Source organism: Streptomyces sp. NBC_00620 (assembly GCF_026341825.1).
In the GTDB taxonomy this organism is placed as follows: Bacteria; Actinomycetota; Actinomycetes; order Streptomycetales; family Streptomycetaceae; genus Streptomyces.
Map to the genome: position 1 here is coordinate 2,039,898 of NZ_JAPENY010000001.1, position 19,513 is coordinate 2,059,410.

The window sequence follows — 19,513 nt, forward strand, 5'->3', positions numbered from 1 at the left end:
GTGAGTAGGGGCGCGCGTGATGCGCGATGCGCGTGCGGAAAACCGCCCATGGGGCGCCCCTTGGGGGCACCGATCCAAAACGCGGGCACGCGCGCGTGCCGCACGACGGCAGCCCCTCGGTGGAGTGGTGCGTCGCGTCAGGCAGCGAGGACGAGCGAGGTGGAGTACGGCGGTCCGCGCCGGATGACGGTGTGCTGAAGCGCGGTGGTACGGGGCTTCGGTGGCGCGAGCAGCACGGGGCGCGGGGTGCGCGGCGCAGCGCCGGGCGTACCCGGAAGTCCCGCACGCAGGGCGCGCACGAGTGCGAGCGCGGCGCGCAGGGAGCGTACGAGCGCCCCCTCGGCGACCCCGTGCGCGGACAGCCGGATGAGACGCAGCAGCGCCATGTCACCGCGGCGCAGCACCCATCCGGCGGCGACGGCCGCGAGCAGGTGGCAGACCAGCATCGGCACGGACGGCAGCACCGACATCGAGGAGCCCGCGGTGGCCGACATGGAGTCCGCGGGGTGGTGCATGGACTGCGCCATGCTCGTGTCGATCCGCGCCTCGGCGAGGATCTTCTGGGCCTGCGCGGGGCTGATCGCCGCCGCGGTCGCGCCACACACCAGGCGCGCGGCGCGCTCGACGAGCGAGGCGTCGGCCATGCCCGACCCGGTGGCCGACGCGGTGGTCGCCCCCATCGTCGTACCGCCGTGCTGGCCGAGTCCGAACAGCGTGTGCAGGACGGTCTGGCCGGTCGCCAGGACCGCCGCGATGCCCGGCAGCGAACGCTCACGTCCCGCCAGCGGCGCGGCGACCGCGAAGACCGTGAGGAACCCCGCTCCGAGCGTCCACAGGGGGACCGTGACGGAGGAGGCGAGCACATGACCGGCCGCGGCCAGCACGACGCAGACCGCGGCGAACACCGCGGCCCGGAGCATCCGGAGATCGCATCCGGAGCGCGCCGTGCGCTTGTGGGGGGCAGTCATGGCGGGCTCATCATCGCACTGGCCTCAACCGCCCCCTACGGCAGGTCCGCGAGACCCTCACCCGTTCCCTACGGCAGATCCGCACGATTGTGTACGGCCCCGGAAGGCGGAGGTTCGCACGATTGTGTACGGCCCGGAAGGCGGCGGTACGCACCTGGCGCAGACCCTGCCGCCTGCGCGGACGTCGGTCATCGCCCCGCACATACACCGATTCCTGTCACCCGCGCATCCGCCGTATGGGCGGCATCACGTCAAGTGGGCGATTGCGCACGCGTGGTTGCGGCAATACGTAACGGTATGTCGAGCCGCGGCCGGGAGGCTGGAGCATGAGCATCTGGTGGTCACTCCATTTGCGGCGTGAAGCTGCGAGCGTTCCGCTCGCCAGACGCCTGCTGCTCGGCACCATGGAGACAGCGGGTGTCGACCCCGACGTCTCCTTCGACCTCTCCGTCGCCCTCAGCGAGGCCTGCGCCAACGCAGTCGAGCACGGCGGGGGCACCGCGCACGGCGGCTCTTCGGAGGCCTACCGCGTGACCGCCTATCTCGACGGCGAGAAATGCCGCATCGAAGTCGCCGATTCCGGCCCGGGCTTCCCGCCGGACCCCGGCCTCCCGCCCGCCCCCGACCTCGGGCCGGGGCGCGTCACCCGCACCCTGCTCCGCCCGGTCCCGGCCCACAGCGACGCCGAGCACGGCCGGGGTCTGTGTCTGATCCAGGAACTCGCGGACCACGTCCAGATCGGCAACAAGCCGGGACGGGGCGGCGCGGTGGTCAGCTTCGACAAGATCCTGAAGTGGAAGAAGGACGCGCCGCTGATCGCGGTGTAGCCCGGTGACCTCGGTGAACGCCCGCCCTGGTGACAGTTCGGCCTCGGCGGTCGGCTTCAGCTTTCTCAGAGCACATAGCCAACTGACAGCCCCGCCCCATGTGCTTGACGGGTGGCGCCCCTAATTTTCCCAGCATGACGGGAAGCCACAAAGAGAAGTCGATCACCCGGCGCCGCGCGATCGCGGTGACCGGAGGCACGGTCGCGGCAGGCGGAATCGCCTTCGCCGGATACCAGGCGGCGTTCGCCGACGAAACGACCACCACCGAGGCCGGCGCGTCCGCCTCGGCGAGCTCCACCAGCGGCCAGTGCGTGCTGATGTCCAGCGTCACGGAAGGGCCGTACTACCTGGACGGCGCCCTGGTGCGGAAGGACATCACCGAGGGCAAGAGCGGCGTCCCGCTGACCCTGCGCATCACCGTTCAGGACACCACCGACTCCTGCGCCCCGGTCGCCGGCGCCGCGGTGGAGATCTGGCACTGCGACGCCTGGGGCTACTACTCCGGCTACACCACCGCCAACCCCGGCGGCTCGGCCCCCGCCGAGAGCGAGGACGGCTCCACCGCCAATGACAAGACGTATCTGCGCGGTTACCAGGTCGCCAACGCCAACGGGGTCGTCAAGTTCGAGACGATCTTCCCCGGCTGGTACACGCCGCGCACCTGCCACATCCACGTCAAAGTGCACACCGGCGGGGAGAAGGAGGACGGCACCTATGAGGGCGGCACGGTGAACTTCACCGGCCAGCTGTTCTTCGACGACGACGTCGCCGCGGAGATCTTCGCCCTGGAGCCGTACTCCCAGCACAGCGGCAGCTACACCAAGCTCGCCGACGACATGGTCTACGAGGACAACGGCGCCGCTGGCGGTCTGCTGACCCTGAAGGCGGTGCACAAGAAGGACCCGTCCAAGGGCTACAAGGGGTCCATCGTCCTGGGCATCGACCCCGACGCCGAGAGCACCGGCGCGGGCAGCGGCGGCGGTGGTACACCCCCCAGCGGTGCGCCGGGCGACGCGCCGACCGGTACGCCGCCGAGCGACGCCCCGAGTGACAGTGCCTCCCCGTCCGCCTCGGCTTCCTCGTAGGGTGCGCGCATGAGCCGCCGCGAGGACGAGACGCTCGCGCGGGCCGCCGTGGCCGCGCTGACCTGGCAGCTGGAGCTGGCTCCCAAGCCCGGACTGCCCGACCCGCGCGATCTCGACGCCCGGGCCACCCGCCAGGACCACTGTGCCCTGCGCTGGTCGGCCAAGGCGCTGGCGCCCGGCCTCGCGGCCATGGCGGCCGCCGCACGCCGCATCGGCGGGCCCTCGCCCGAACTCCGTACGGAGCTGGGCGCGATCGGCCGGTCCACCGAGCACTCGGTGGCCCTGGCTGGCGGCGGACACCGCGGCGCCATGTGGACGCTCGGGCTGCTGGTCGCCGCCGCGGCCCTCGAACCCCGCGCCACCGGGAGCGACGTCGCCGCGACCGCCAAGCGGATCGCGGCGCACACCGACCGGCGGGCACCGCGGCGGCCCTCCCGGGGGTCGTCCGTCTCGGCGAAGTACGGCGCCGCCGGGGCGCGCGGCGAGGCCCGCGCCGGATTCCCGCACGTACGGCGGGCGTTGGCCGCCCTCGGCACCGCCCGCTCGGCGGGCGCCCCCGAGCCGTACGCCCGGCTCGACGCCCTCCTCACCGTCATGTCCACCCTCCAGGACACCGAGTTGCTCTACACGGCGGGACCGCACGGCCTCCGCCATGTCCAGGCGGGCGCCCGCGGAGTCCTCGAAGCGGGCGGTACGTACACGGAGGCGGGCCGTCAGGCCCTGTCCGCCCTCGACGACGACCTCCACGCGCGCGCGTGGAGCCCCCGTGGCAGCGGAGGGCTTCTCGCGGGGGCCCTGTTCGTGGACTCGCTGCCGGTGGTGGTCAGTTCACCGGTACGGGCTGCCTGACGGGCTCCTTCGAAGGACCGGCGGTGGCGGTGGCCCATCGTGTCGCCGGTCCCATCGCGTACGAGGCCGCCAGCATCACCCCGCCGAGCAGCAGCCAACCCGGCGTTCCCCAGCCCACCAGCAGCGCGGTCAGGACGAGGGGGCCCATCGTGCGGGCCACCGTGACACCGGTGCCGAAGAAGCCCTGGTACTCGCCCATGCGGTCGGCCGGGGCGAGGTCGAAGGCCAGCTGCCAGGACCCCGCGGACTGCTGCATCTCGGCGACGACCTGAAGTACAGCGCCCGCCACCAGCACGCCCACCGCGACCCACGGCGAGACACCGGACGACAGGGCGAAGACCGCGCAGGACGCCAGCATGACGAGCCCGGACCGGCGTACCGCGCGCGTGGCGGACGCCAGACCCGTGACACCGCGGGCCATCCGTACCTGGAAGACCATCACCGCGCCCGTGTTGAGCACGAACAGCGCGGAGACCAGCCAGGCGGGCGCCTCGGTCCGCTCGGTGATCCACAGCGGGATGCCGAGGCTGAGCAGCGGCATCCGCAGCAGCAGCACGGTGTTGAGGAACGTGACCAGCACGTAGGGGCGGTCGCGCAGAACGCCGAGGCCGTGGTTCCGCCGTACGACGGCCGACACGGGAGCCACCGACGGCAGCCGCAGCATCAGGGCCGCGCACAGCAGGAAGCTCACTGCGTCCAGCGCGAACACCCCGAGGTACGCGGCGCGCGTCCCGGCGTGCAGCGCGAGCCCGCCGAGGCCCGCCCCCACCGCCAGACCGGCGTTGAGCGTCGACTGCAGATGCGCGAGCAGCCCGGTCCGCTCCCCGGCCGGGACCAGCCCCGCAAGGAGCGCCTGCCGGGCCGCCGCCAGCCCCGACTGCGCGGACGCGTACGCGCACGCCGCGAGCACGAAGGGGAGGAAGCCCCGTACGACGAGGAAGGACGCCACCGCCGCCGCGGTCGCCAGCGCGAGCAGCACCGCCGTGCCGCGCGGGCCCCGCCGGTCCGCCAGCCGCCCCAACGGCACACCCACCAGCGAACCGACCGCCCACGCCACGGTCAGCCCCAGCCCCACCCGCCCGGGAGCGAGACCGACGACATACGTGAAGTACAGCGCCGACGTCACGTAGTAGGCGCCGTCACCGACGGAGTTGGCCAACTGGGCCAGAGCCAGGACACGCTGCGGACCCGCGGGCGGGACGAGTGAGTTCGTCATGAGGCCGACATTAGAAGCGCAGTGGATCCCTTAACAGGCCCAATCAGAGCGCCAATTCGTGGCCCAATTCAGACGCCGCCGGAGAGGCCGTCAACGGGCCTCAAGACCCCTCTGGTGAGGCCGTCGGCCGGTCTCATGGCCCTCCGGGGAGGCCGTCAGCCGGTGCCAAGGCCCCCGGAGAAGGCATCAGCTGCCTCCCAGCACCCGCCCCAACGCCTCCAACGCCTCCGGATAGACCCGCTCCCTCGGCGTCCCGTACCCGACGACCAGCCCCTGCGTCCGGCCGCCGTCGCCCGGCGTGTGCCAGTGCTCCCCGAGATGCCCGACCGCGAGCCCTTCCTCCGCCGCTCGCGCCAAGGACTCGGCCTCGTCCGGCACTTCCACCAGCGCGTGCAGTCCCGCCGCGATCCCCCGTACGCTCTGCCGCGCCCCCAGCCGGCCGAGAAGCTGGTCCCTGCGCCGGCGGTACCGCAGACGGCACGCGCGTACGTGCCGGTCGTACGCGTGGCTGTTGATCATCTCGGCGAGGGCCAACTGCCCGATGGACTCGGTGTGATGGTCGCTGTGCAGCTTGGCGTCGGCCACCGCGTCGACCAGGTGCGGCGGCAGCACCATCCAGCCCAGGCGCAGCGCGGGCCCGAGCGTCTTGGACGCCGTGCCCAAGTACGCGACCTGCCCCGGTGCCATCCCCTGGAGGGCGCCGACCGGCTGCCTGTCGTAGCGGAACTCCCCGTCGTAGTCGTCCTCGACGATCAGCCCGCCACGCGCGCGTGCCCAGTCGGTGAGCGCCCGCCGCCGCTCGGGGTGCAGCGTGACGCCGGTCGGATACTGGTGTGCGGGCGTGACGACGACCGCGTCCGCCTCGACGGAGGCCAACCGGCCCGCACAGGCTCCACGTTCGTCGACCGGCAGCGGCACCACTCTCCCGCCGCCCCGCCGCACCACGTCCCGGTGGAACGGCAGCCCGGGATCCTCCATGGCGACCGTCCCGCCGTCCAGCACGCGCGCGAGGAGCGCGAGCCCCTGCACGTACCCCGAGGTGATCACGATCCGCTCGGGCGGCGCGAGCACGCCCCGGGCCCGGCCCAAGTAGCCCGACAACGCCGTCCGCAGCTCGATGCGGCCGCGCGGATCCCCGTAGTCGTACGCCAAGGAGGGCGCCGTCGCGATCGCGCGGCGCAGCGCCCGCAGCCAGGCCGCCGCCGGGAACGTTCCGACGTCCGGGCTGCCGGGACGCAGATCGAAAAGAGGCGCACGCGCGCGTGGCGCCCCGGCAGCCGCCGACACGCCGTCCAGGGGCAGCGCCGCCACGTCGGTGCCCGAACCCTGCCGGGCGGTCAGGTACCCCTCGGCGATCAACTGGTCGTACGCCGCCTTCGCCGTCCCCCGGGATACGCCCAGCTCGGCCGCGAGCCGCCGCGTCGCCGGCAGCCGCGTACCCGGCGCGAGCCGCCCGTCGCGCACGGCGTCACGCAGCGCCCGTTCGAGCCCCGTTCTGCGCCCCGCGCCCGCATCGGGCTCCAGATGCAGGTCCACACCGACACCGGACCAGAAGTCATCCACGAAAAGCCGCCCCCTAGGCACGTGAATGGCCGGGCACCGCAAGAGGTACCCGGCCATCAATCTCGTATCAGCCCCTGAAAAGCACTGCCTCAGGGAACCCCTTCAGCCCTTCAGGGCGGCCATCCACGCCTCGACCTCGTCGGAGCGCCGCGGCAGCCCGTCCGACAGGTTCCGGTTCCCGTCCTCGGTCACCAGGATGTCGTCCTCGATGCGCACCCCGATGCCGCGGTACTCCTCCGGCACCGTCAGGTCGTCCGCCTGGAAGTACAGGCCGGGCTCGACGGTCAGGCACATGCCCGGTTCCAGCGTGCCCTGCACATACGTCTCGGTCCGCGCGGCCGCGCAGTCGTGGACGTCCATGCCGAGCATGTGACCGGTGCCGTGCAGGGTCCAGCGGCGCTGGAGGCCCAGCTCCAGGACGCGCTCGACCGGGCCCTCGACGAGGCCCCACTCGACCAGCTTCTCGGCCAGCACGCGCTGCGCGGCGTCGTGGAAGTCGCGGTACTTGGCGCCCGGCTGCACGGCCGCGATACCGGCCTCCTGGGCCTCGTACACGGCGTCGTAGATCTTCTTCTGGATCTCCGTGTACGTGCCGTTGACGGGCAGCGTGCGCGTGACGTCGGCGGTGTAGAGCGTGTGCGTCTCGACGCCGGCGTCCAGCAGGAGCAGGTCGCCGGAGCGGACCGGACCGTCGTTGCGCACCCAGTGCAGCGTGCACGCGTGCGGCCCGGAGGCGCAGATCGAGCCGTACCCGATGTCGTTGCCCTCGACCCGCGCGCGCAGGAAGAAGGTGCCCTCGATGTAGCGCTCGCTGGTCGCCTCGGCCTTGTCGAGGACCTTCACGACGTCCTCGAAGCCACGCACGGTCGAGTCGACGGCCTTCTGGAGCTCACCGGCCTCGAACTCGTCCTTCACCAGCCGGGCCTCCGACAGGAAGACCCGCAGCTCCTCGTCGCGCTCGGCGGTCACCTTGTCGGTGAGTGCCGCCTCGACGCCGGCGTCGTAGCCGCGTACGACCCGGACCGGACCGGTGGCCTCGCGCAGCGCGTCGGCGAGCTCGCGGACGTCCGAGGCGGGGATGCCGTACAGCTGCCCGGCCTCCGTCAGGGAGTGGCGGCGGCCGACCCACAGCTCGCCCTGGCCGCTGAGCCAGAACTCGCCGTTCTCACGGTCGGAGCGCGGCAGCAGGTAAATGGTCGCCTTGTGCCCGTCAGTGGTCGGCTCCAGGACCAGGACGCCGTCCTCGGTCAGGTTGCCGGTGAGATACGCGTACTCGACCGAGGCGCGGAAGGGGTACTCGGTGTCGTTCGAGCGGGTCTTCAGGTTGCCCGCGGGAACCACCAGGCGCTCGCCCGGGAAGCGCGCGGAGAGCGCGGCACGCCGGGTGGCGGTGTACTCGGCCTGCGCGATCGGCTCCAGGCCGTGCAGCTCCGTGTCGGCCCAGCCGGACTTCATGCTCTCGGCCAGCTCGTCGGACACGCCCGGGTACAGGCCGTTCTTGCGCTGCTTGATCGGCTCTTCGGGAGTCTCGTCCGGGGTCTCCGGATTGAGCTCGTCCGCCACGGTCTGCCTCCTAGATACGACTTTGGACCCCCACCATCGTACGGTCGTACTGAAGGGGGTCCAGAGCCGGAAGACCTGTTACGCGGGGCGCGTGGCCACTCACTCGAAGCGCGCCGCCAGGAGTACGACGTCCTCCTCGGAGTCCGCCGAGTCCAGCCCGTCCGGCAGCACACTCCGTAGTACGTGATCGGCGAGCGCGCCGGGATCGTCGCGCACCGTCTTCGGAACGCTCGCCGCCGCCGCGTGCAGCCGCGCGAAGGCGCGGTCCATGGGGTCGCCGGTGCGGTGCAGCAAGCCGTCCGTGTACAGGAGGACGGTCTCCCCGGGTTCGGCGGTCAGCTCGACGCTCGGCGCCTCCCAGCAGGCGAGCATGCCCAGGGGCGCCGACAGGGAGGTCTCCACGAACTCCGTGCGCCGCGGGCCGATCACCAGGGGCGGGCTGTGTCCGGCCCCGGCGAGCGTGATCTTGCGCAGCGCGGGCTCGCAGTACGCGAAGAGAGCGGTCGCGGAGCGGGCCGGCTCGGTGAGCCGCATCAGCAGTTCGAGGTCGGAGAGGACGGCGACGGGGTCCTCGCCCTCCATGACCGCGTACGCCCGCAGGGACGCTCTCAGCCGGCCCATCGCGGCCATCGCGCTGGGCCCGGACCCGGTGACGGAGCCGACCGCGAGGCCGAGCGCGGCGTCGGGCAGCGGCAGCGCGTCGTACCAGTCGCCGCCGCCGCGCGGACCGGTGCGGTGCCGGGCAGCCAGCTGGACGCCGGAGACCCGGGGCAGCCGTGAGGGAAGCAGCTCCTCGGAGACCGTCGCGAGGCACGCGCGCGTGCGCTCCAGTTCCAGCAGCCGTGCCAGGTGCTCGGTCGCGTGCCGGGCGTACCGGCCGATGAGGTGGCGCTGGCGCTCGACCGGTTCGGCGGGCTCGTCGTAGAGCCATACGGCGGCGCCCAGGCGGCCCGCGGCGTCCGTGGACAGGGGCAGCGCGTAGCTCGCGGCATAGCCGAGCTGTGCGGCCACCTCGCGGTGGCGGGGGTCGAGACCGTCCTCGGAGAACAGGTCGGGCTGGGTGATCTCCGCCTCGCCGCCGGGCAGTCCGGCCGCCGTGTCGAGGAGCTTCCCGTACGCCATGCAGCTGCGCGGAATCGTCTCGATGTGGCCGAGATCGGCCCGCGCGAGGCCCAGGCCGATCGTGGTGTCGGGGCCGAGTCCGTCGCCCGGTTCCATGACGACGAGACCGCGCCGGGCGCCCACCAGGGCGGCTCCGGCGCGCAGCAGCTCCTCGAGTGCGTCGCTCAGTGTCGCGGTGCGCGCCAGGCGCTCGGTGAGCTCGTGGAGCGTGGTCAGATCGGAGACCAGTCCCGCGAGACGATCTTGGAGATCGGCCCCGGGGCCGGTGGAAGAGGTGGCCGAAGGGGTAACCGTGACAGCGGACGTCGGCGCGACAGTGTGTGCGGGCGAGGGAACCGTGGAGTCGATTCCAGCCACTTTCGGAAGGTGAGGGGCGCTCATGGCGTCCGGCTTTCCGACCGGTGCGTATTGCTCAATAGCATCGCAAACCCCCATGTCGTTCTGCGCCGCAAGCAGTGTCTCCACATGTACACGCACTCGTGAGGGGATGTCCAGCATTGTCCTGCCGGGATTCCTGGTGTCCGTGAGACCGGCGGTAACCCTTGCGCGAAAGTAAAGTTGGCCTAAAACTGACTCGGGTAACGGCTTGTTGAGGTCGACTGGCCTAGTTCGACGGAGCGTCACAGCGGTTGTGATGGGTACGTACTCGGTGAAGGCCAGGGGTGGTTGCGATTCGCCCGGAACCTGGCGACGGACCCGGGCGTCTTAACCACCGACGACCGTGCCCCATCCTCCCGTGGCGGAGGCGGCTAGAAGTACACGGGACGGCAAAACGCCAGGCGCCGCCACCCCACGCCATGCCCATGCTTTAGGCACACGCAGTATGGACGCGGACGCAGCCCAAGGCTCGGCCCATAGGGGTTCCCCTTGTTTCCAGCAAGGGTGTGATGCGCCAGCAGGTACGCACGGTGAAGTGATCGACACATGATGTGAGTGGTCCACAGTGTTGCCAGGCGTGCAACGGAAAGGAACGAGCGCTCATGCGCGAGATCCTCGGAAGGCGACGCAGGCTCCTGTCCAGGCGAAACAACGGGAGGCCTGAGATGCTCAAGTCCGCCCTGACCTTCGCGACCGAATGGCAGTGGCCCGTACTCCCGGGTGTGGCATCGGACCCGCAGGGGCGCGCCCGCTGCGGATGCCCCGACCCGGAATGCACGGTGCCCGGCGCCCACCCCTTCGACCCCGGCCTCCTCGCGGCCACCACCGACGAGCGCATGGTGCGCTGGTGGTGGACCAACCGGCCGACGGCACCGATCGTGCTGGCCACCGGCGAGCAGGCCCCCTGCGCGGTGAGCCTGCCCGCCCTCGCGGCGGCCCGCGCGCTCGCCGCCCTCGACCGCCAGGGCATGCGCCTGGGCCCGGTCGTCGCGGCTCCCACGCGATGGGCGATCCTCGTCGCGCCGTACTCCCTGGAGCAGCTCGGCGAGCTGCTGTACGCCAAGGACTACGTCCCCGGCTCGCTCCGCTTCCACGGAGAGGGCGGCTACATCGCGCTGCCTCCGTCGGAGACGGGGCAGGGCCAGATCCGCTGGGAACGCGCACCACTGCCCGGCTCGGCCGCGCCCTGGGTGCCCGATGTGGAGGCCGTGGTGGACGCGGTGGTCGAGGCCCTCACTCGTACGGGTGTGAGCGCGCCCGAGTTGTAGGGGTGTCGGGCGCGCGGCGAACCGGGCGCCCGCCCACGGTCGTTATCTTCAGCCTCATGAACCTTCGCCTGCTCGCACTCGCGGGCGTAGTGGCGGTCACGGTGGCACTTCCACTGGCCGTGGCATCCGCGGGACCCGTCGGAGATGCGGATCCCGCGGATGTACGTGCGTCCGGGCGCTCTCAGGACTCCGGGCACTCCCAACACTCCGAAGACGCCGGACTCTCCGACGGCGCGGGACATTCCGCGGGCTCCGCAGACTCCACAGACTCCGCGGACTCGGAGGACGGCAACGACAAGGGGCCTGCCGCCGACCCCGCGCGATCGCCCCTGCTGCTCGGCCTCGGTCTCGCCACCGCCGCCCGCTGCGGCCCCGAACTCTCCTCGCCCGACGGCATCGAGGCGCAGACCTGCGTCCTGACGCAGGGTGAGGAGACCTGGGCGCGGACGTACTACCGCAACGCGACCGGTGACGAGCTGAGTTCCGTACTGAGCCTCATGGAGCCGGGGGGCCGCACGGTGCTGATGCGCTGCGCGGTGGGCGCGGAGGACGACCCCGGGGCGTGCGAGACGCCGAGGGGGCGTACGACGGGCGATGTGGGGGCGTACGCGGCGGTCGCGGAGTTCGCGAAGGGCGGCGAGGACGGGCCGCTGCTGCTGCGGTCGGGGAGCAACTCGGCGCCGTAACAAGGCGGTTGGCGCTGTCCCGGACTCCGCACATGAAAAGACCCGGTTGCTGGCGACGGGGGATGCACCAGCAACCGGGCTACTCGAACGGTAACAAGAGATCGGCGGTTCGCAAATTCGGTCTTGGCTATTCGGACACGAATTCACCGGTCAGTACGGGGAGTTGTGACAGGAGTCACCCATCTGGTGAGTCCTGACCAGCTGACCGGTCGGTCAGTTTCCCTTCCTGTGTGTCAGCTGAGCGTCACCTGTCGGTTGGTGAGGCCGCCGCGTGCCCGGCGCTCGTCCGTGGTGAGTGGTGCGTCCGTGGCCAGGGCGGTGGTGAGGCGCTCGGCGAAGGTGGCCGCCGGCTTCTCGATGTCGTCCGCCGTGACGCCTGTCGGCAGGTCCCAGACGGGCACGGTGAGCCCGTGTGCACGGAAGGAGCCGACCAGGCGGGTGCCCTCGCCGAGGCTCGACTGCCCGGCAGCGCGCAGCCGCGCGAGCGCGTCCAGAAGCCGCTCCTCCGGGTAGGGCATGACCCAGCGCAGATGGTTCTTGTCGGGGGTCTCGCACCAGTAGGCGGCATCGACGCCGGAGAGCTTCACGGTCGGGATGGCGGCGGCGTTGGCCCGCTCCAGGGAGGCGGTCACCTCCGGCGTCGCGTTCTCCGCGTCCGGGACCCAGAACTCGAAACCCGCGTGCACAACTGGCTCGAACGCGCCTTCGGGGTCGAGGAGATCCTGGAGTCGGGGACCGTCGGCCGGGGCGCGGCGGCCCTCGACCGGGGTGCCGGGCTTCGCGGCCAGCGCGCGCTGGAGGGTGTCGGCGAGGTCGCGGCTGATGTCGCCGGAGGCCGTGTCGTTCTGCAGGCCGATCAGGACCGAGCCGTCGTCGCGGCGCAGCGCGGGCCACGCCATCGGCAGGACGGTGGCGAGCGTGACCGAGGGAACGCCCTCCGGAAGGCTCTCCCTGAGCTTCAGCTCGACGGTCGCGGCGGGCACCAGCTCGCGGAGCGCGACCCAGTCGCCCTCGCCCGCCAGGCCTTCGAAGGGGCGATGCACCAGCTCGGTCGCGGCGTGCGCGGCGGCCCGGCCGTGACAGGCCTTGTAGCGGCGGCCACTGCCGCAGGGGCAGGGTTCGCGAGCGCCGACAACCGGGAAGTGTCCATCAGCGCCTCCGGCACGGGCACCATCTTTCAGCTGAGGCTGCTTGGCCTTCGTCTGCGGTCGCTTCTTGGCCATCGTGGCTGTCTCCCGGTTACGGCTCGTCTCGTACGGGCGCGAGCCTAGCCGTTTGTACGGGGGCCGACGGGACCCTGTGGACAACGCACCGAGTCGTCCCGGAAGCGGCGCTTCAGCATGCGTATGCGCCTGTCCGCGTCTCAGACACCTCGGTCCATGCCGTCGTCGGCTCAGCAGTCCATGCCGTCTTCGGGGCTCAGTCCATGTCGTCGAAGGCGTCCGCGAAGTCCAGGTCGGGTATCGCCGGCCGCGGTATCAGCGGCTGCCGGTGCGGTGCCGGTGACGCGACGCGCGTAGCGAAGTCGTCGTGCCGGCGCGCTGCCTTCACGTTGTCCTGGACGACGACCCAGACCGTGACCTCTCCGTGGACGTCGTCCCGGACGCCCCAGTCCTTGGCCAGTGCCGTGATGATGTTCAGCCCGCGGCCGCCGCGCGCGGTGACCGAGGGCGTGGCCGGAACCGGACGGGTCGGACCACCGCCGTCCGTCACCTCGACGGTGAGCCTTCCGGACGGATCGACACGCCACGCGGCGCGGACGTCGCCGTCCCCCGCCAAGGCGTCACCCAGCGGCCTGCCGTGCCGACAGGCGTTGCTGAGCAGTTCGGAAAGGATCAGTACGGCGTCGTCGATGACCGTTTCCGCCACGCCACCGGTGCGCAGCTGATCCCGCATCCGGTGTCTTGCTTCCCCCACGCCCGCAGGGCCATGAGGTACGGCCATGCTCGACGACGTGGGCACCTCCTGTGCCACCACCAACGCCACCCCCGAGACCTCCTTTGCCCCACGCCACGGTGTGGATGCCCCTTTGAACTGGACCGGAAACCGGCCAATCCACGTCTGCTGACGCACTCGTAACGATCGAATACGGAGCGAACGCGCCGGTGCACTCCCTGTAGCGGTGTGGCCGGTTCTCGATGGTGTTGTGTGGGATTACTGAAGGTAACTGGCTGAAAATGTGCGTGTGAGGTCAGCGGTCCAGCTGGCGCAGAACCGCGCGGGGCCGGTTGGTGATGATGGCGTCGATGCCCAGTTCAACGCAGAGATCGACATCCTCGGGTTCGTTCACGGTCCAGACATGGACCTGGTGCCCGGCGCGTTTCAGGCGCTCGATGTAGGCGGGGTGGCTGCGCACGATCCGCATCGACGGGCCTGCGATCCGGACACCCGCGGGCAGCCGTCCGTCGCGCAGCCGGGGCGAGATGAACTGCAGCAGATAGACCGTGGGCAGCGCCGGGGACGCGGCCCGGACGCGGTGCAGTGAACGCGCCGAGAAACTCATGACGCGTACGGGCGACTCGGCGGCGGAGTCCGGGGCGTCCAGGCCGAAACGCTTCAGCAGGTGCAGCAGCCGCTCCTCGACCTGGCCCGCCCAGCGCGTGGGGTGTTTGGTCTCGATGGCCAGCTCGACCCGGCGGCCCGCGTCGGCGACGAGTTCGAGCAGCCGCTCCAGGGTGAGGACGGAGGTGTCCTCGCGGTCCCCGGGGCCGTACTCCCAGTCGGGGGACTCGTCGCGGTTCTTCCAAGCGCCGAAGTCCAGCGCCGCGAGGTCGGCGAGCTCCAGGGCCGAGACCGCTCCGCGTCCGTTCGACGTACGGTTGACGCGGCGGTCGTGGACGCAGACGAGATGGCCGTCCGCGGTCAGCCGTACATCGCACTCGAGGGCGTCCGCGCCGTCCTCGATCGCCTTCTTGTACGCGGCCAGGGTGTGCTCGGGTGCCTCTTCGGAGGCTCCGCGGTGGGCTACGACCTGGATCGGGTGCTGTCGTGCGTGGGTCACCGCGTCATGGTGCCACCGTCGCGGAGCAGGCGTGAGGGCGAATACGTCGAGAATGGGTTAATTTCGCCTGACAAGTCCCTTATAAAGGCTGGCCGGGGACACACAGGGACCGCTTATGGTGCTCTGACGCCCAGTGGGAAAAGCTGACGGCAGACAAAAGCACATGCACAGCTGAATCGCGCCGGACCGCCGACAAGCGTGAGTGAGCGTGACCGAGTGCGACCGAGAACAACAGCCGTGGACTGAGGAGAAGAGCTGTGAGCACCGAGAACGAGGGCACTGCAGTACCCCCGGCCCCGTCCGCACCTCCTGTGCCGGTGGACACTCCCGCTGCTTCCGCGCAGACCGGCGCGCCCGGAGAGAGCGCGCCGACCGCTCAGCTCCCGGCGGTGCCTCCGAGCGCCCCCGGCGCACCGGAGCAGGCACCGGCGTACGGGTCGCCGGATCAGACCCCGACGTACGGCACTCCGGACCAGGCACCGGCGTACCCCGCTCCGGATCAGGCACCCGCGTACGCCTCTATGGGCGCCGGGGCTCCTGACGCGCAGGGACACGACGCCGGGGTGCCGGTCTCCGCGGTGGACGCCGGCTGGCCGCCTCCGCCGCCCGCCACTCCCTCGTACGCGGACGGCGGCGGTTCCGGCTCCGGCTGGGGCGCCTCCTACCAGCAGCCCGCTCCCAAGTCCGGTGGCGGACGCGGTGGTCTGGTCGCCGCGATCCTCGTCGCCGCGCTGGTCGCGGGCGGCGTGGGCGGCGGCATCGGCTACACGCTGGCCAAGGGGAACGACGACTCCACCGACTCGACGACGGTCTCCGCCCCGCAGAGCAGCGGCGACGTGAAGCGTGCCGCGGACACCGTCGCGGGCGTGGCCGCCAACGCGCTGCCGAGCACGGTCACCATCGAGGCCGAGAGCAGCAGCGGCGAGGGCGGCACCGGAACCGGCTTCGTCTTCGACAAGGAAGGCCACATCCTCACCAACAACCACGTGGTGGCGGACGCGGTCGACAACGGCAAGCTCACCGCGACCTTCTCCAACGGCAAGAAGTACGACGCTGAAGTGGTCGGTCACGCCCAGGGCTACGACGTCGCGGTCATCAAGCTGAAGAACGCGCCGTCGGACCTGAAGCCCCTCGCCCTCGGCGACTCCGACAAGGTGGCCGTCGGCGACTCGACCATTGCGATCGGCGCGCCCTTCGGTCTCTCCAACACGGTGACCACGGGCATCATCAGCGCCAAGAACCGCCCGGTGGCCTCCAGCGACGGCACGTCCAGCAGCTCCTCGTACATGAGCGCCCTGCAGACGGACGCCTCCATCAACCCCGGCAACTCCGGCGGCCCGCTCCTGGACGCGCAGGGCTCGGTCATCGGCATCAACTCGGCGATCCAGTCCAGCGGCAGCCTCGGCGGCACCAGCCAGTCCGGCTCCATCGGCCTGGGCTTCGCGATCCCGATCAACCAGGCGAAGACCGTCGCCCAGCAGCTGATCAAGACGGGCAAGCCGGTCTACCCGGTGATCGGCGCGTCGGTCTCCCTCGAAGAGGGCACCGGCGGCGCGAAGATCACCGACCAGGGCGCCAGCGGCTCCGCCTCGGTCACCTCCGGCGGCCCCGCGGACAAGGCGGGCCTCAAGGCCGGCGACGTCATCACCAAGCTCGACGACACGGTGATCGACAGCGGCCCCACCCTCATCGGCGAGATCTGGACCCACCAGCCCGGCGACACCGTCAAGCTCACCTACACGCGCGACGGCAAGACCCAGACGACCAACGTCACCCTCGGCGAGCGCGAGGGCGACAGCTGACCGCAGTCCGGCGCGGCGTGAACTGACCGGCATCAGAAGGGGTGCCCGCTGGTTGCGGGCACCCCTTCTGCGCCCCGCAGGTCCCCGCGCGGACCACCAGCCCACGACACCTCCCGAGGCCGGTAGGCTGTAGCCCGCTCCGCCCCAGGTGGGCCGGGGCGAAGGTGGGTTGCCCGAGCGGCCTAAGGGAACGGTCTTGAAAACCGTCGTGGCAGCGATGTCACCGTGGGTTCAAATCCCACACCCACCGCAGGTGAACGGCCCCTGACCAGGTGAATTGGTCGGGGGCCGTTCTCATGTGCGATGTCCGTCAACCACCGTGGTTCCCCGTCAGTTACCGGTCGATCGGGCACGGAAGGGGCACGGGAAAGTTCTGATCCGTAGCGCCATGTGGATCGGTCGCGGGGCGGTCATGCCGGCCACATTTGGGCTCTACGAAGAGGCCGCCGGACAGGAGGGGTTGCTGCGGTTGCGGTACCTCGTTGCTGTACTCCAAGCACCAGCCAGGAGCGCTGCGATAGACGCACCGTCTGCGTACGCGCTGACAACCTCAGTGCAGTGGGCAGACGACAGCACCACTACCACAATCACTGTGATCACCCAGAGCTTTGGGCGCGGATTTGACAGCGGTGGGTGGGAACGGACCAGACTCATAGGAACGCCTCCTTGAGGAGTTGATGCCCGCTCCAACACGCGCGCCGGGAAGCTTGTGTGGTGGGGCGGGCTCTCTTCGTTCCAGGAGACTCCGGTATGCCGTTCACTGAGTCGTTTTGGGCCAACGTTCCCTATGTGGCAGGGACGTGTGAGGTCCCTTTTCTGACTCTGGTAGGTATGCGCGGCGCCGAGAAACACGTGTTCGGGGGCGCTTGCAGCTTCCGCGACTGTGAATCCGCAGCTATCTGAACATGGCCGGAATCGATTCCACGGTTCCCTACGCTGCGGACACTGCCGCGTCTCTCCCCCAACCCACCACTCTCCCCAGCTCCCATCCCGTCTGCCGTCGACCCACACACCGTGGAGCGGGCGTGGTTCATGGCGTCCAGGTGGAGCGCGCCACTGTACGAACGACCTGGACGCCATGGGCCGCGTCTGCTCGGCTCTGCCTGGGTCGACGGTGGACGGGATGGGAGCACCCCGAGCACGCCACTACGTGGCCGGCACTCGCGAACGGCGCCACCGCCATCTCGGAGCCTGAGCGCCCCCGCCGGAGGCACGCCGTGACCCTTGCGGCGCTAGCGGTGATCGGCTCATGGCTACCGGCCCTATCCACATGTGGGCGCGCGTCGGCGGCGGCGCGCCGAGCGGGCCGAAGGCAGGAGCGCGGGCGCAGCCAGAGTCGGGAAGCGCGCCCGGCGGAGCGGAGCGCAGCCGGGGCTTGACCCCGCTGAGGGGCAGACGATCGTACGAGACTGGGCCGCTCGTTGGCTCGCTGCGGTGTCTCCGCAGCTCAAGCACACGACACAAGCGTCGTACCGGTCGCTGATCAACTCGCTGATCAATCCGGCACTTGGGGATCGTGAGCTGACGAGCCTTCGGCCGATCACCGTGACTGAGTGGGTCGCCCAGATGCGAACCCGGGGCCTCAGTCCGTCGCGTATCCGACAGGCGTACCGGGTCTTGTCCCAGATCATGAAGTCGGCAGTCGACAACGACATGATCGCGCAGACTCCGTGCCGGGGCGTGAAGCTACCTCGGATGCCGGAGACGGAGCCGCACATCCTCACGCCGCTCGAAGCGTCTCGGGTTGTACGGAGTGCCGACAAGCCGCATGACCTGTTGATCGCTTTGCTTGCCTTCGCCGGCCTGCGAGTTGGTGAGGCATTCGCTCTACGGCGTGTGGACATCGACGTGTCCGGCGGCTTCGTGCTCGTGGATGAGAACCTTGCCGAGGCGGACGGGGTCTTGGTCTTCGACACCCCCAAGTCCCATCAGAAGCGGCTCCTGCGTATCGCGCCTTCGCTCGCGAAGCGGCTGGGGAAGCATCTGGAGACCTTGGCCGGCGGGGATGACGCGCTCCTGTTCACCACGCCTGCAGGCAAGCCCATGCGCTACAACCAGTGGCGCAAGGCGTACTTCGACCCCGCGGTGTCGGCTGCTGATCTGACCGACGTGACCCCGCACGATCTTCGGGCCTCACACGGGACTTGGGTCGCTGACCGCTATGGCGTGATGACGGCCGCTCACCGACTCGGCCACTCGAACGCGAGCGTCACGACGCGGCACTACGCTCGACCTGTCGCCGGACGTGATGATCAGGTGGCCGAAGCCTCGGACTCCTGGTTCAACGGGCACGATCACGACCGAGGGGCACGTAGCGGGCACGATGACGATGACGATGGCTCGGCGGGAGCGCTCGTACCCGTCTGACCTGTGGCGGAGACCCCGACGCCCGTGATCGTCGAAAGGTCTTGAAAACCGTCGTGGCAGCGATGTCACCGTGGGTTCAAATCCCACACCCACCGCTTACAGGTCAGCGTATGTGCTGGTCAGAAGGGGTGTCTCTCAGTGAGAGACACCCCTTCCTCGTTCAGCCCGTCTCGCGGGGAACGGCACGGTGAGATGTGCTGAGGTCGGGCGGCCGGCGTGTGGTTACGCGCGGCCGCTGTACCCGAGACTGCAGTCCGCGTATGTGCCTACGACCGCGCAGAGCTGGATGTAGACCGCGGTGCCCTCTGTCAGATCTCCGGTGTTCCACGGGCTGGTGTAGGTGGCCGCGTGCCCGCGCGTGGTGGCAACGCGCCCCGTCACCGGAGAGACCATTTTGGCTTCCATGCCTCGCCCGTCCGAAAGCACGTCCACCACCTGAAACGCGTCGCCGGGGATGCCACAGCACCCCGGATCGGCGTTCCACACCATGGCGCCCGCGTAGGTGCCGTTGTAGTAGGAGGTGATGCTGAAGCTCCCGTTGTCGGACACCGCGCTCTTGCTGAAGGTCCAGTCGGCAGCCGCCGCGTTGGTCGCCCCGACAGTGAGGGAACCGCCGGCAAGGAGTGCACTGGCCGCCAGTAGTGTGAAAACCCGGCTCTTCTGTCTCGTCCGCATGGAAAGTCCCCTCCAGGATGGATAGTTGCGCAGATCCAATTGACGGCAGATCGTCTCTGGAGCCGAGAGGCCGATCAACGCTCTTCCTGGGAAAGGCGACGCAAAGCCAACACTCTGTGGACGCATTGCGTCTTTCCCAGCAA

15 protein-coding genes, 1 tRNA gene and 1 pseudogene are annotated in these 19,513 nt (G+C 70.4%); 8 read left to right on the forward strand and 9 right to left on the reverse strand.

Annotated features, from left to right (window positions below):
• Positions 1-137: 137 nt before the first annotated feature.
• Positions 138-968 carry a hypothetical protein gene (locus OG246_RS09350; protein WP_266458629.1) on the reverse strand — a complete coding sequence of 277 codons (831 nt, stop codon included), beginning with the start codon at positions 966-968 and terminating at the stop codon, positions 138-140.
• 326 nt (positions 969-1,294) lie between these two features.
• Here OG246_RS09350 and OG246_RS09355 point away from each other — a divergent pair, with 326 nt between their 5' ends.
• The 3 genes from OG246_RS09355 to OG246_RS09365 all read left to right on the forward strand — a co-directional run bounded on the left by OG246_RS09355 (position 1,295) and on the right by OG246_RS09365 (position 3,729).
• Positions 1,295-1,795: an ATP-binding protein gene (locus OG246_RS09355; protein ID WP_266458631.1), complete on the forward strand. Its 501-nt coding sequence runs from the start codon at positions 1,295-1,297 to the stop codon at positions 1,793-1,795.
• A 134-nt stretch (positions 1,796-1,929) separates the two neighbouring features.
• Positions 1,930-2,880 carry an intradiol ring-cleavage dioxygenase gene (locus OG246_RS09360; protein ID WP_266458633.1) on the forward strand — a complete coding sequence of 317 codons (951 nt, stop codon included), beginning with the start codon at positions 1,930-1,932 and terminating at the stop codon, positions 2,878-2,880.
• A 9-nt stretch (positions 2,881-2,889) separates the two neighbouring features.
• On the forward strand, positions 2,890-3,729 hold the full coding sequence (locus tag OG246_RS09365; RefSeq protein ID WP_266458636.1) for a triphosphoribosyl-dephospho-CoA synthase: 840 nt from the start codon (positions 2,890-2,892) through the stop codon (positions 3,727-3,729).
• Here the strand turns inward: OG246_RS09365 and OG246_RS09370 are convergent.
• The 4 genes from OG246_RS09370 to OG246_RS09385 form a co-directional block, all read right to left on the reverse strand.
• Positions 3,704-4,945 carry an MFS transporter gene (locus OG246_RS09370; protein ID WP_266458639.1) on the reverse strand — a complete coding sequence of 414 codons (1,242 nt, stop codon included), beginning with the start codon at positions 4,943-4,945 and terminating at the stop codon, positions 3,704-3,706. The two genes, OG246_RS09365 and OG246_RS09370, sit on opposite strands and share 26 nt — an antisense overlap.
• Before the next feature lie 186 nt (positions 4,946-5,131).
• Positions 5,132-6,508 carry a PLP-dependent aminotransferase family protein gene (locus OG246_RS09375; protein WP_266458642.1) on the reverse strand — a complete coding sequence of 459 codons (1,377 nt, stop codon included), beginning with the start codon at positions 6,506-6,508 and terminating at the stop codon, positions 5,132-5,134.
• 102 nt (positions 6,509-6,610) lie between these two features.
• Positions 6,611-8,071, reverse strand: a complete 1,461-nt coding sequence (locus tag OG246_RS09380; protein ID WP_266458644.1) for an aminopeptidase P family protein — start codon at positions 8,069-8,071, stop codon at positions 6,611-6,613.
• Between the two features lie 99 nt (positions 8,072-8,170).
• The gene (locus tag OG246_RS09385; RefSeq protein ID WP_266458646.1) at positions 8,171-9,691 is read right to left on the reverse strand and encodes a PP2C family protein-serine/threonine phosphatase; all 1,521 of its coding nucleotides are present in this window, start codon (positions 9,689-9,691) and stop codon (positions 8,171-8,173) included.
• Between the two features lie 482 nt (positions 9,692-10,173).
• Here OG246_RS09385 and OG246_RS09390 point away from each other — a divergent pair, with 482 nt between their 5' ends.
• Together OG246_RS09390 and OG246_RS09395 are read left to right on the forward strand one after the other, a co-directional pair.
• Positions 10,174-10,839, forward strand: a complete 666-nt coding sequence (locus OG246_RS09390) for a bifunctional DNA primase/polymerase (protein ID WP_266458648.1) — start codon at positions 10,174-10,176, stop codon at positions 10,837-10,839.
• Between the two features lie 56 nt (positions 10,840-10,895).
• A complete protein-coding gene (locus OG246_RS09395) occupies positions 10,896-11,525 on the forward strand; it encodes a hypothetical protein (RefSeq protein ID WP_266458651.1) in 630 nt (209 codons plus the stop codon).
• A gap of 233 nt (positions 11,526-11,758) precedes the next feature.
• Here the strand turns inward: OG246_RS09395 and OG246_RS09400 are convergent, their stop codons facing one another.
• The 3 genes from OG246_RS09400 to OG246_RS09410 form a co-directional block, all read right to left on the reverse strand.
• Positions 11,759-12,748, reverse strand: coding sequence for a DUF5926 family protein (locus OG246_RS09400; RefSeq protein ID WP_266458653.1), 990 nt, complete (start codon positions 12,746-12,748; stop codon positions 11,759-11,761).
• Between the two features lie 196 nt (positions 12,749-12,944).
• A complete protein-coding gene (locus OG246_RS09405) occupies positions 12,945-13,598 on the reverse strand; it encodes an ATP-binding protein (protein ID WP_266458655.1) in 654 nt (217 codons plus the stop codon).
• 118 nt (positions 13,599-13,716) lie between these two features.
• On the reverse strand, positions 13,717-14,526 hold the full coding sequence (locus OG246_RS09410; protein WP_266458657.1) for a glycerophosphodiester phosphodiesterase: 810 nt from the start codon (positions 14,524-14,526) through the stop codon (positions 13,717-13,719).
• A 257-nt stretch (positions 14,527-14,783) separates the two neighbouring features.
• On the opposite strand from OG246_RS09410, the gene OG246_RS09415 reads away from it, so the two are divergent.
• The 3 genes and pseudogenes from OG246_RS09415 to OG246_RS09425 all read left to right on the forward strand — a co-directional run.
• The gene (locus tag OG246_RS09415) at positions 14,784-16,328 is read left to right on the forward strand and encodes a S1C family serine protease (protein WP_266458659.1); all 1,545 of its coding nucleotides are present in this window, start codon (positions 14,784-14,786) and stop codon (positions 16,326-16,328) included.
• Positions 16,329-16,491: 163 nt separating this feature from the next.
• Positions 16,492-16,578: transfer RNA gene (locus OG246_RS09420), tRNA-Ser, on the forward strand.
• Between the two features lie 1,124 nt (positions 16,579-17,702).
• Positions 17,703-18,695 (forward strand): annotated as a pseudogene (locus OG246_RS09425) (tyrosine-type recombinase/integrase); the annotation flags it as partial.
• A gap of 222 nt (positions 18,696-18,917) precedes the next feature.
• On the opposite strand, the gene OG246_RS09430 reads toward OG246_RS09425, so the two are convergent.
• Positions 18,918-19,370 (reverse strand): hypothetical protein, encoded by a 453-nt coding sequence (locus OG246_RS09430; RefSeq protein ID WP_266458661.1) that lies wholly within the window; start codon positions 19,368-19,370, stop codon positions 18,918-18,920.
• Positions 19,371-19,513 lie beyond the last annotated feature (143 nt).

What these genes read in the sequence shown, in the direction of transcription:
- OG246_RS09390 (WP_266458648.1), top strand. Translation starts at nt 10,174, where the DNA reads ATGCGCGAGATCCTCGGAAGGCGACGCAGGCTCCTGTCCAGGCGAAAC.
- OG246_RS09385 (WP_266458646.1), bottom strand. Translation starts at nt 9,691, where the DNA reads ATGCTGGACATCCCCTCACGAGTGCGTGTACATGTGGAGACACTGCTT.
- OG246_RS09430 (WP_266458661.1), bottom strand. Translation starts at nt 19,370, where the DNA reads ATGCGGACGAGACAGAAGAGCCGGGTTTTCACACTACTGGCGGCCAGT.
- OG246_RS09395 (WP_266458651.1), top strand. Translation starts at nt 10,896, where the DNA reads ATGAACCTTCGCCTGCTCGCACTCGCGGGCGTAGTGGCGGTCACGGTG.
- OG246_RS09350 (WP_266458629.1), bottom strand. Translation starts at nt 968, where the DNA reads ATGACTGCCCCCCACAAGCGCACGGCGCGCTCCGGATGCGATCTCCGG.
- OG246_RS09360 (WP_266458633.1), top strand. Translation starts at nt 1,930, where the DNA reads ATGACGGGAAGCCACAAAGAGAAGTCGATCACCCGGCGCCGCGCGATC.
- OG246_RS09365 (WP_266458636.1), top strand. Translation starts at nt 2,890, where the DNA reads ATGAGCCGCCGCGAGGACGAGACGCTCGCGCGGGCCGCCGTGGCCGCG.
- OG246_RS09400 (WP_266458653.1), bottom strand. Translation starts at nt 12,748, where the DNA reads ATGGCCAAGAAGCGACCGCAGACGAAGGCCAAGCAGCCTCAGCTGAAA.
- OG246_RS09355 (WP_266458631.1), top strand. Translation starts at nt 1,295, where the DNA reads ATGAGCATCTGGTGGTCACTCCATTTGCGGCGTGAAGCTGCGAGCGTT.
- OG246_RS09370 (WP_266458639.1), bottom strand. Translation starts at nt 4,945, where the DNA reads ATGACGAACTCACTCGTCCCGCCCGCGGGTCCGCAGCGTGTCCTGGCT.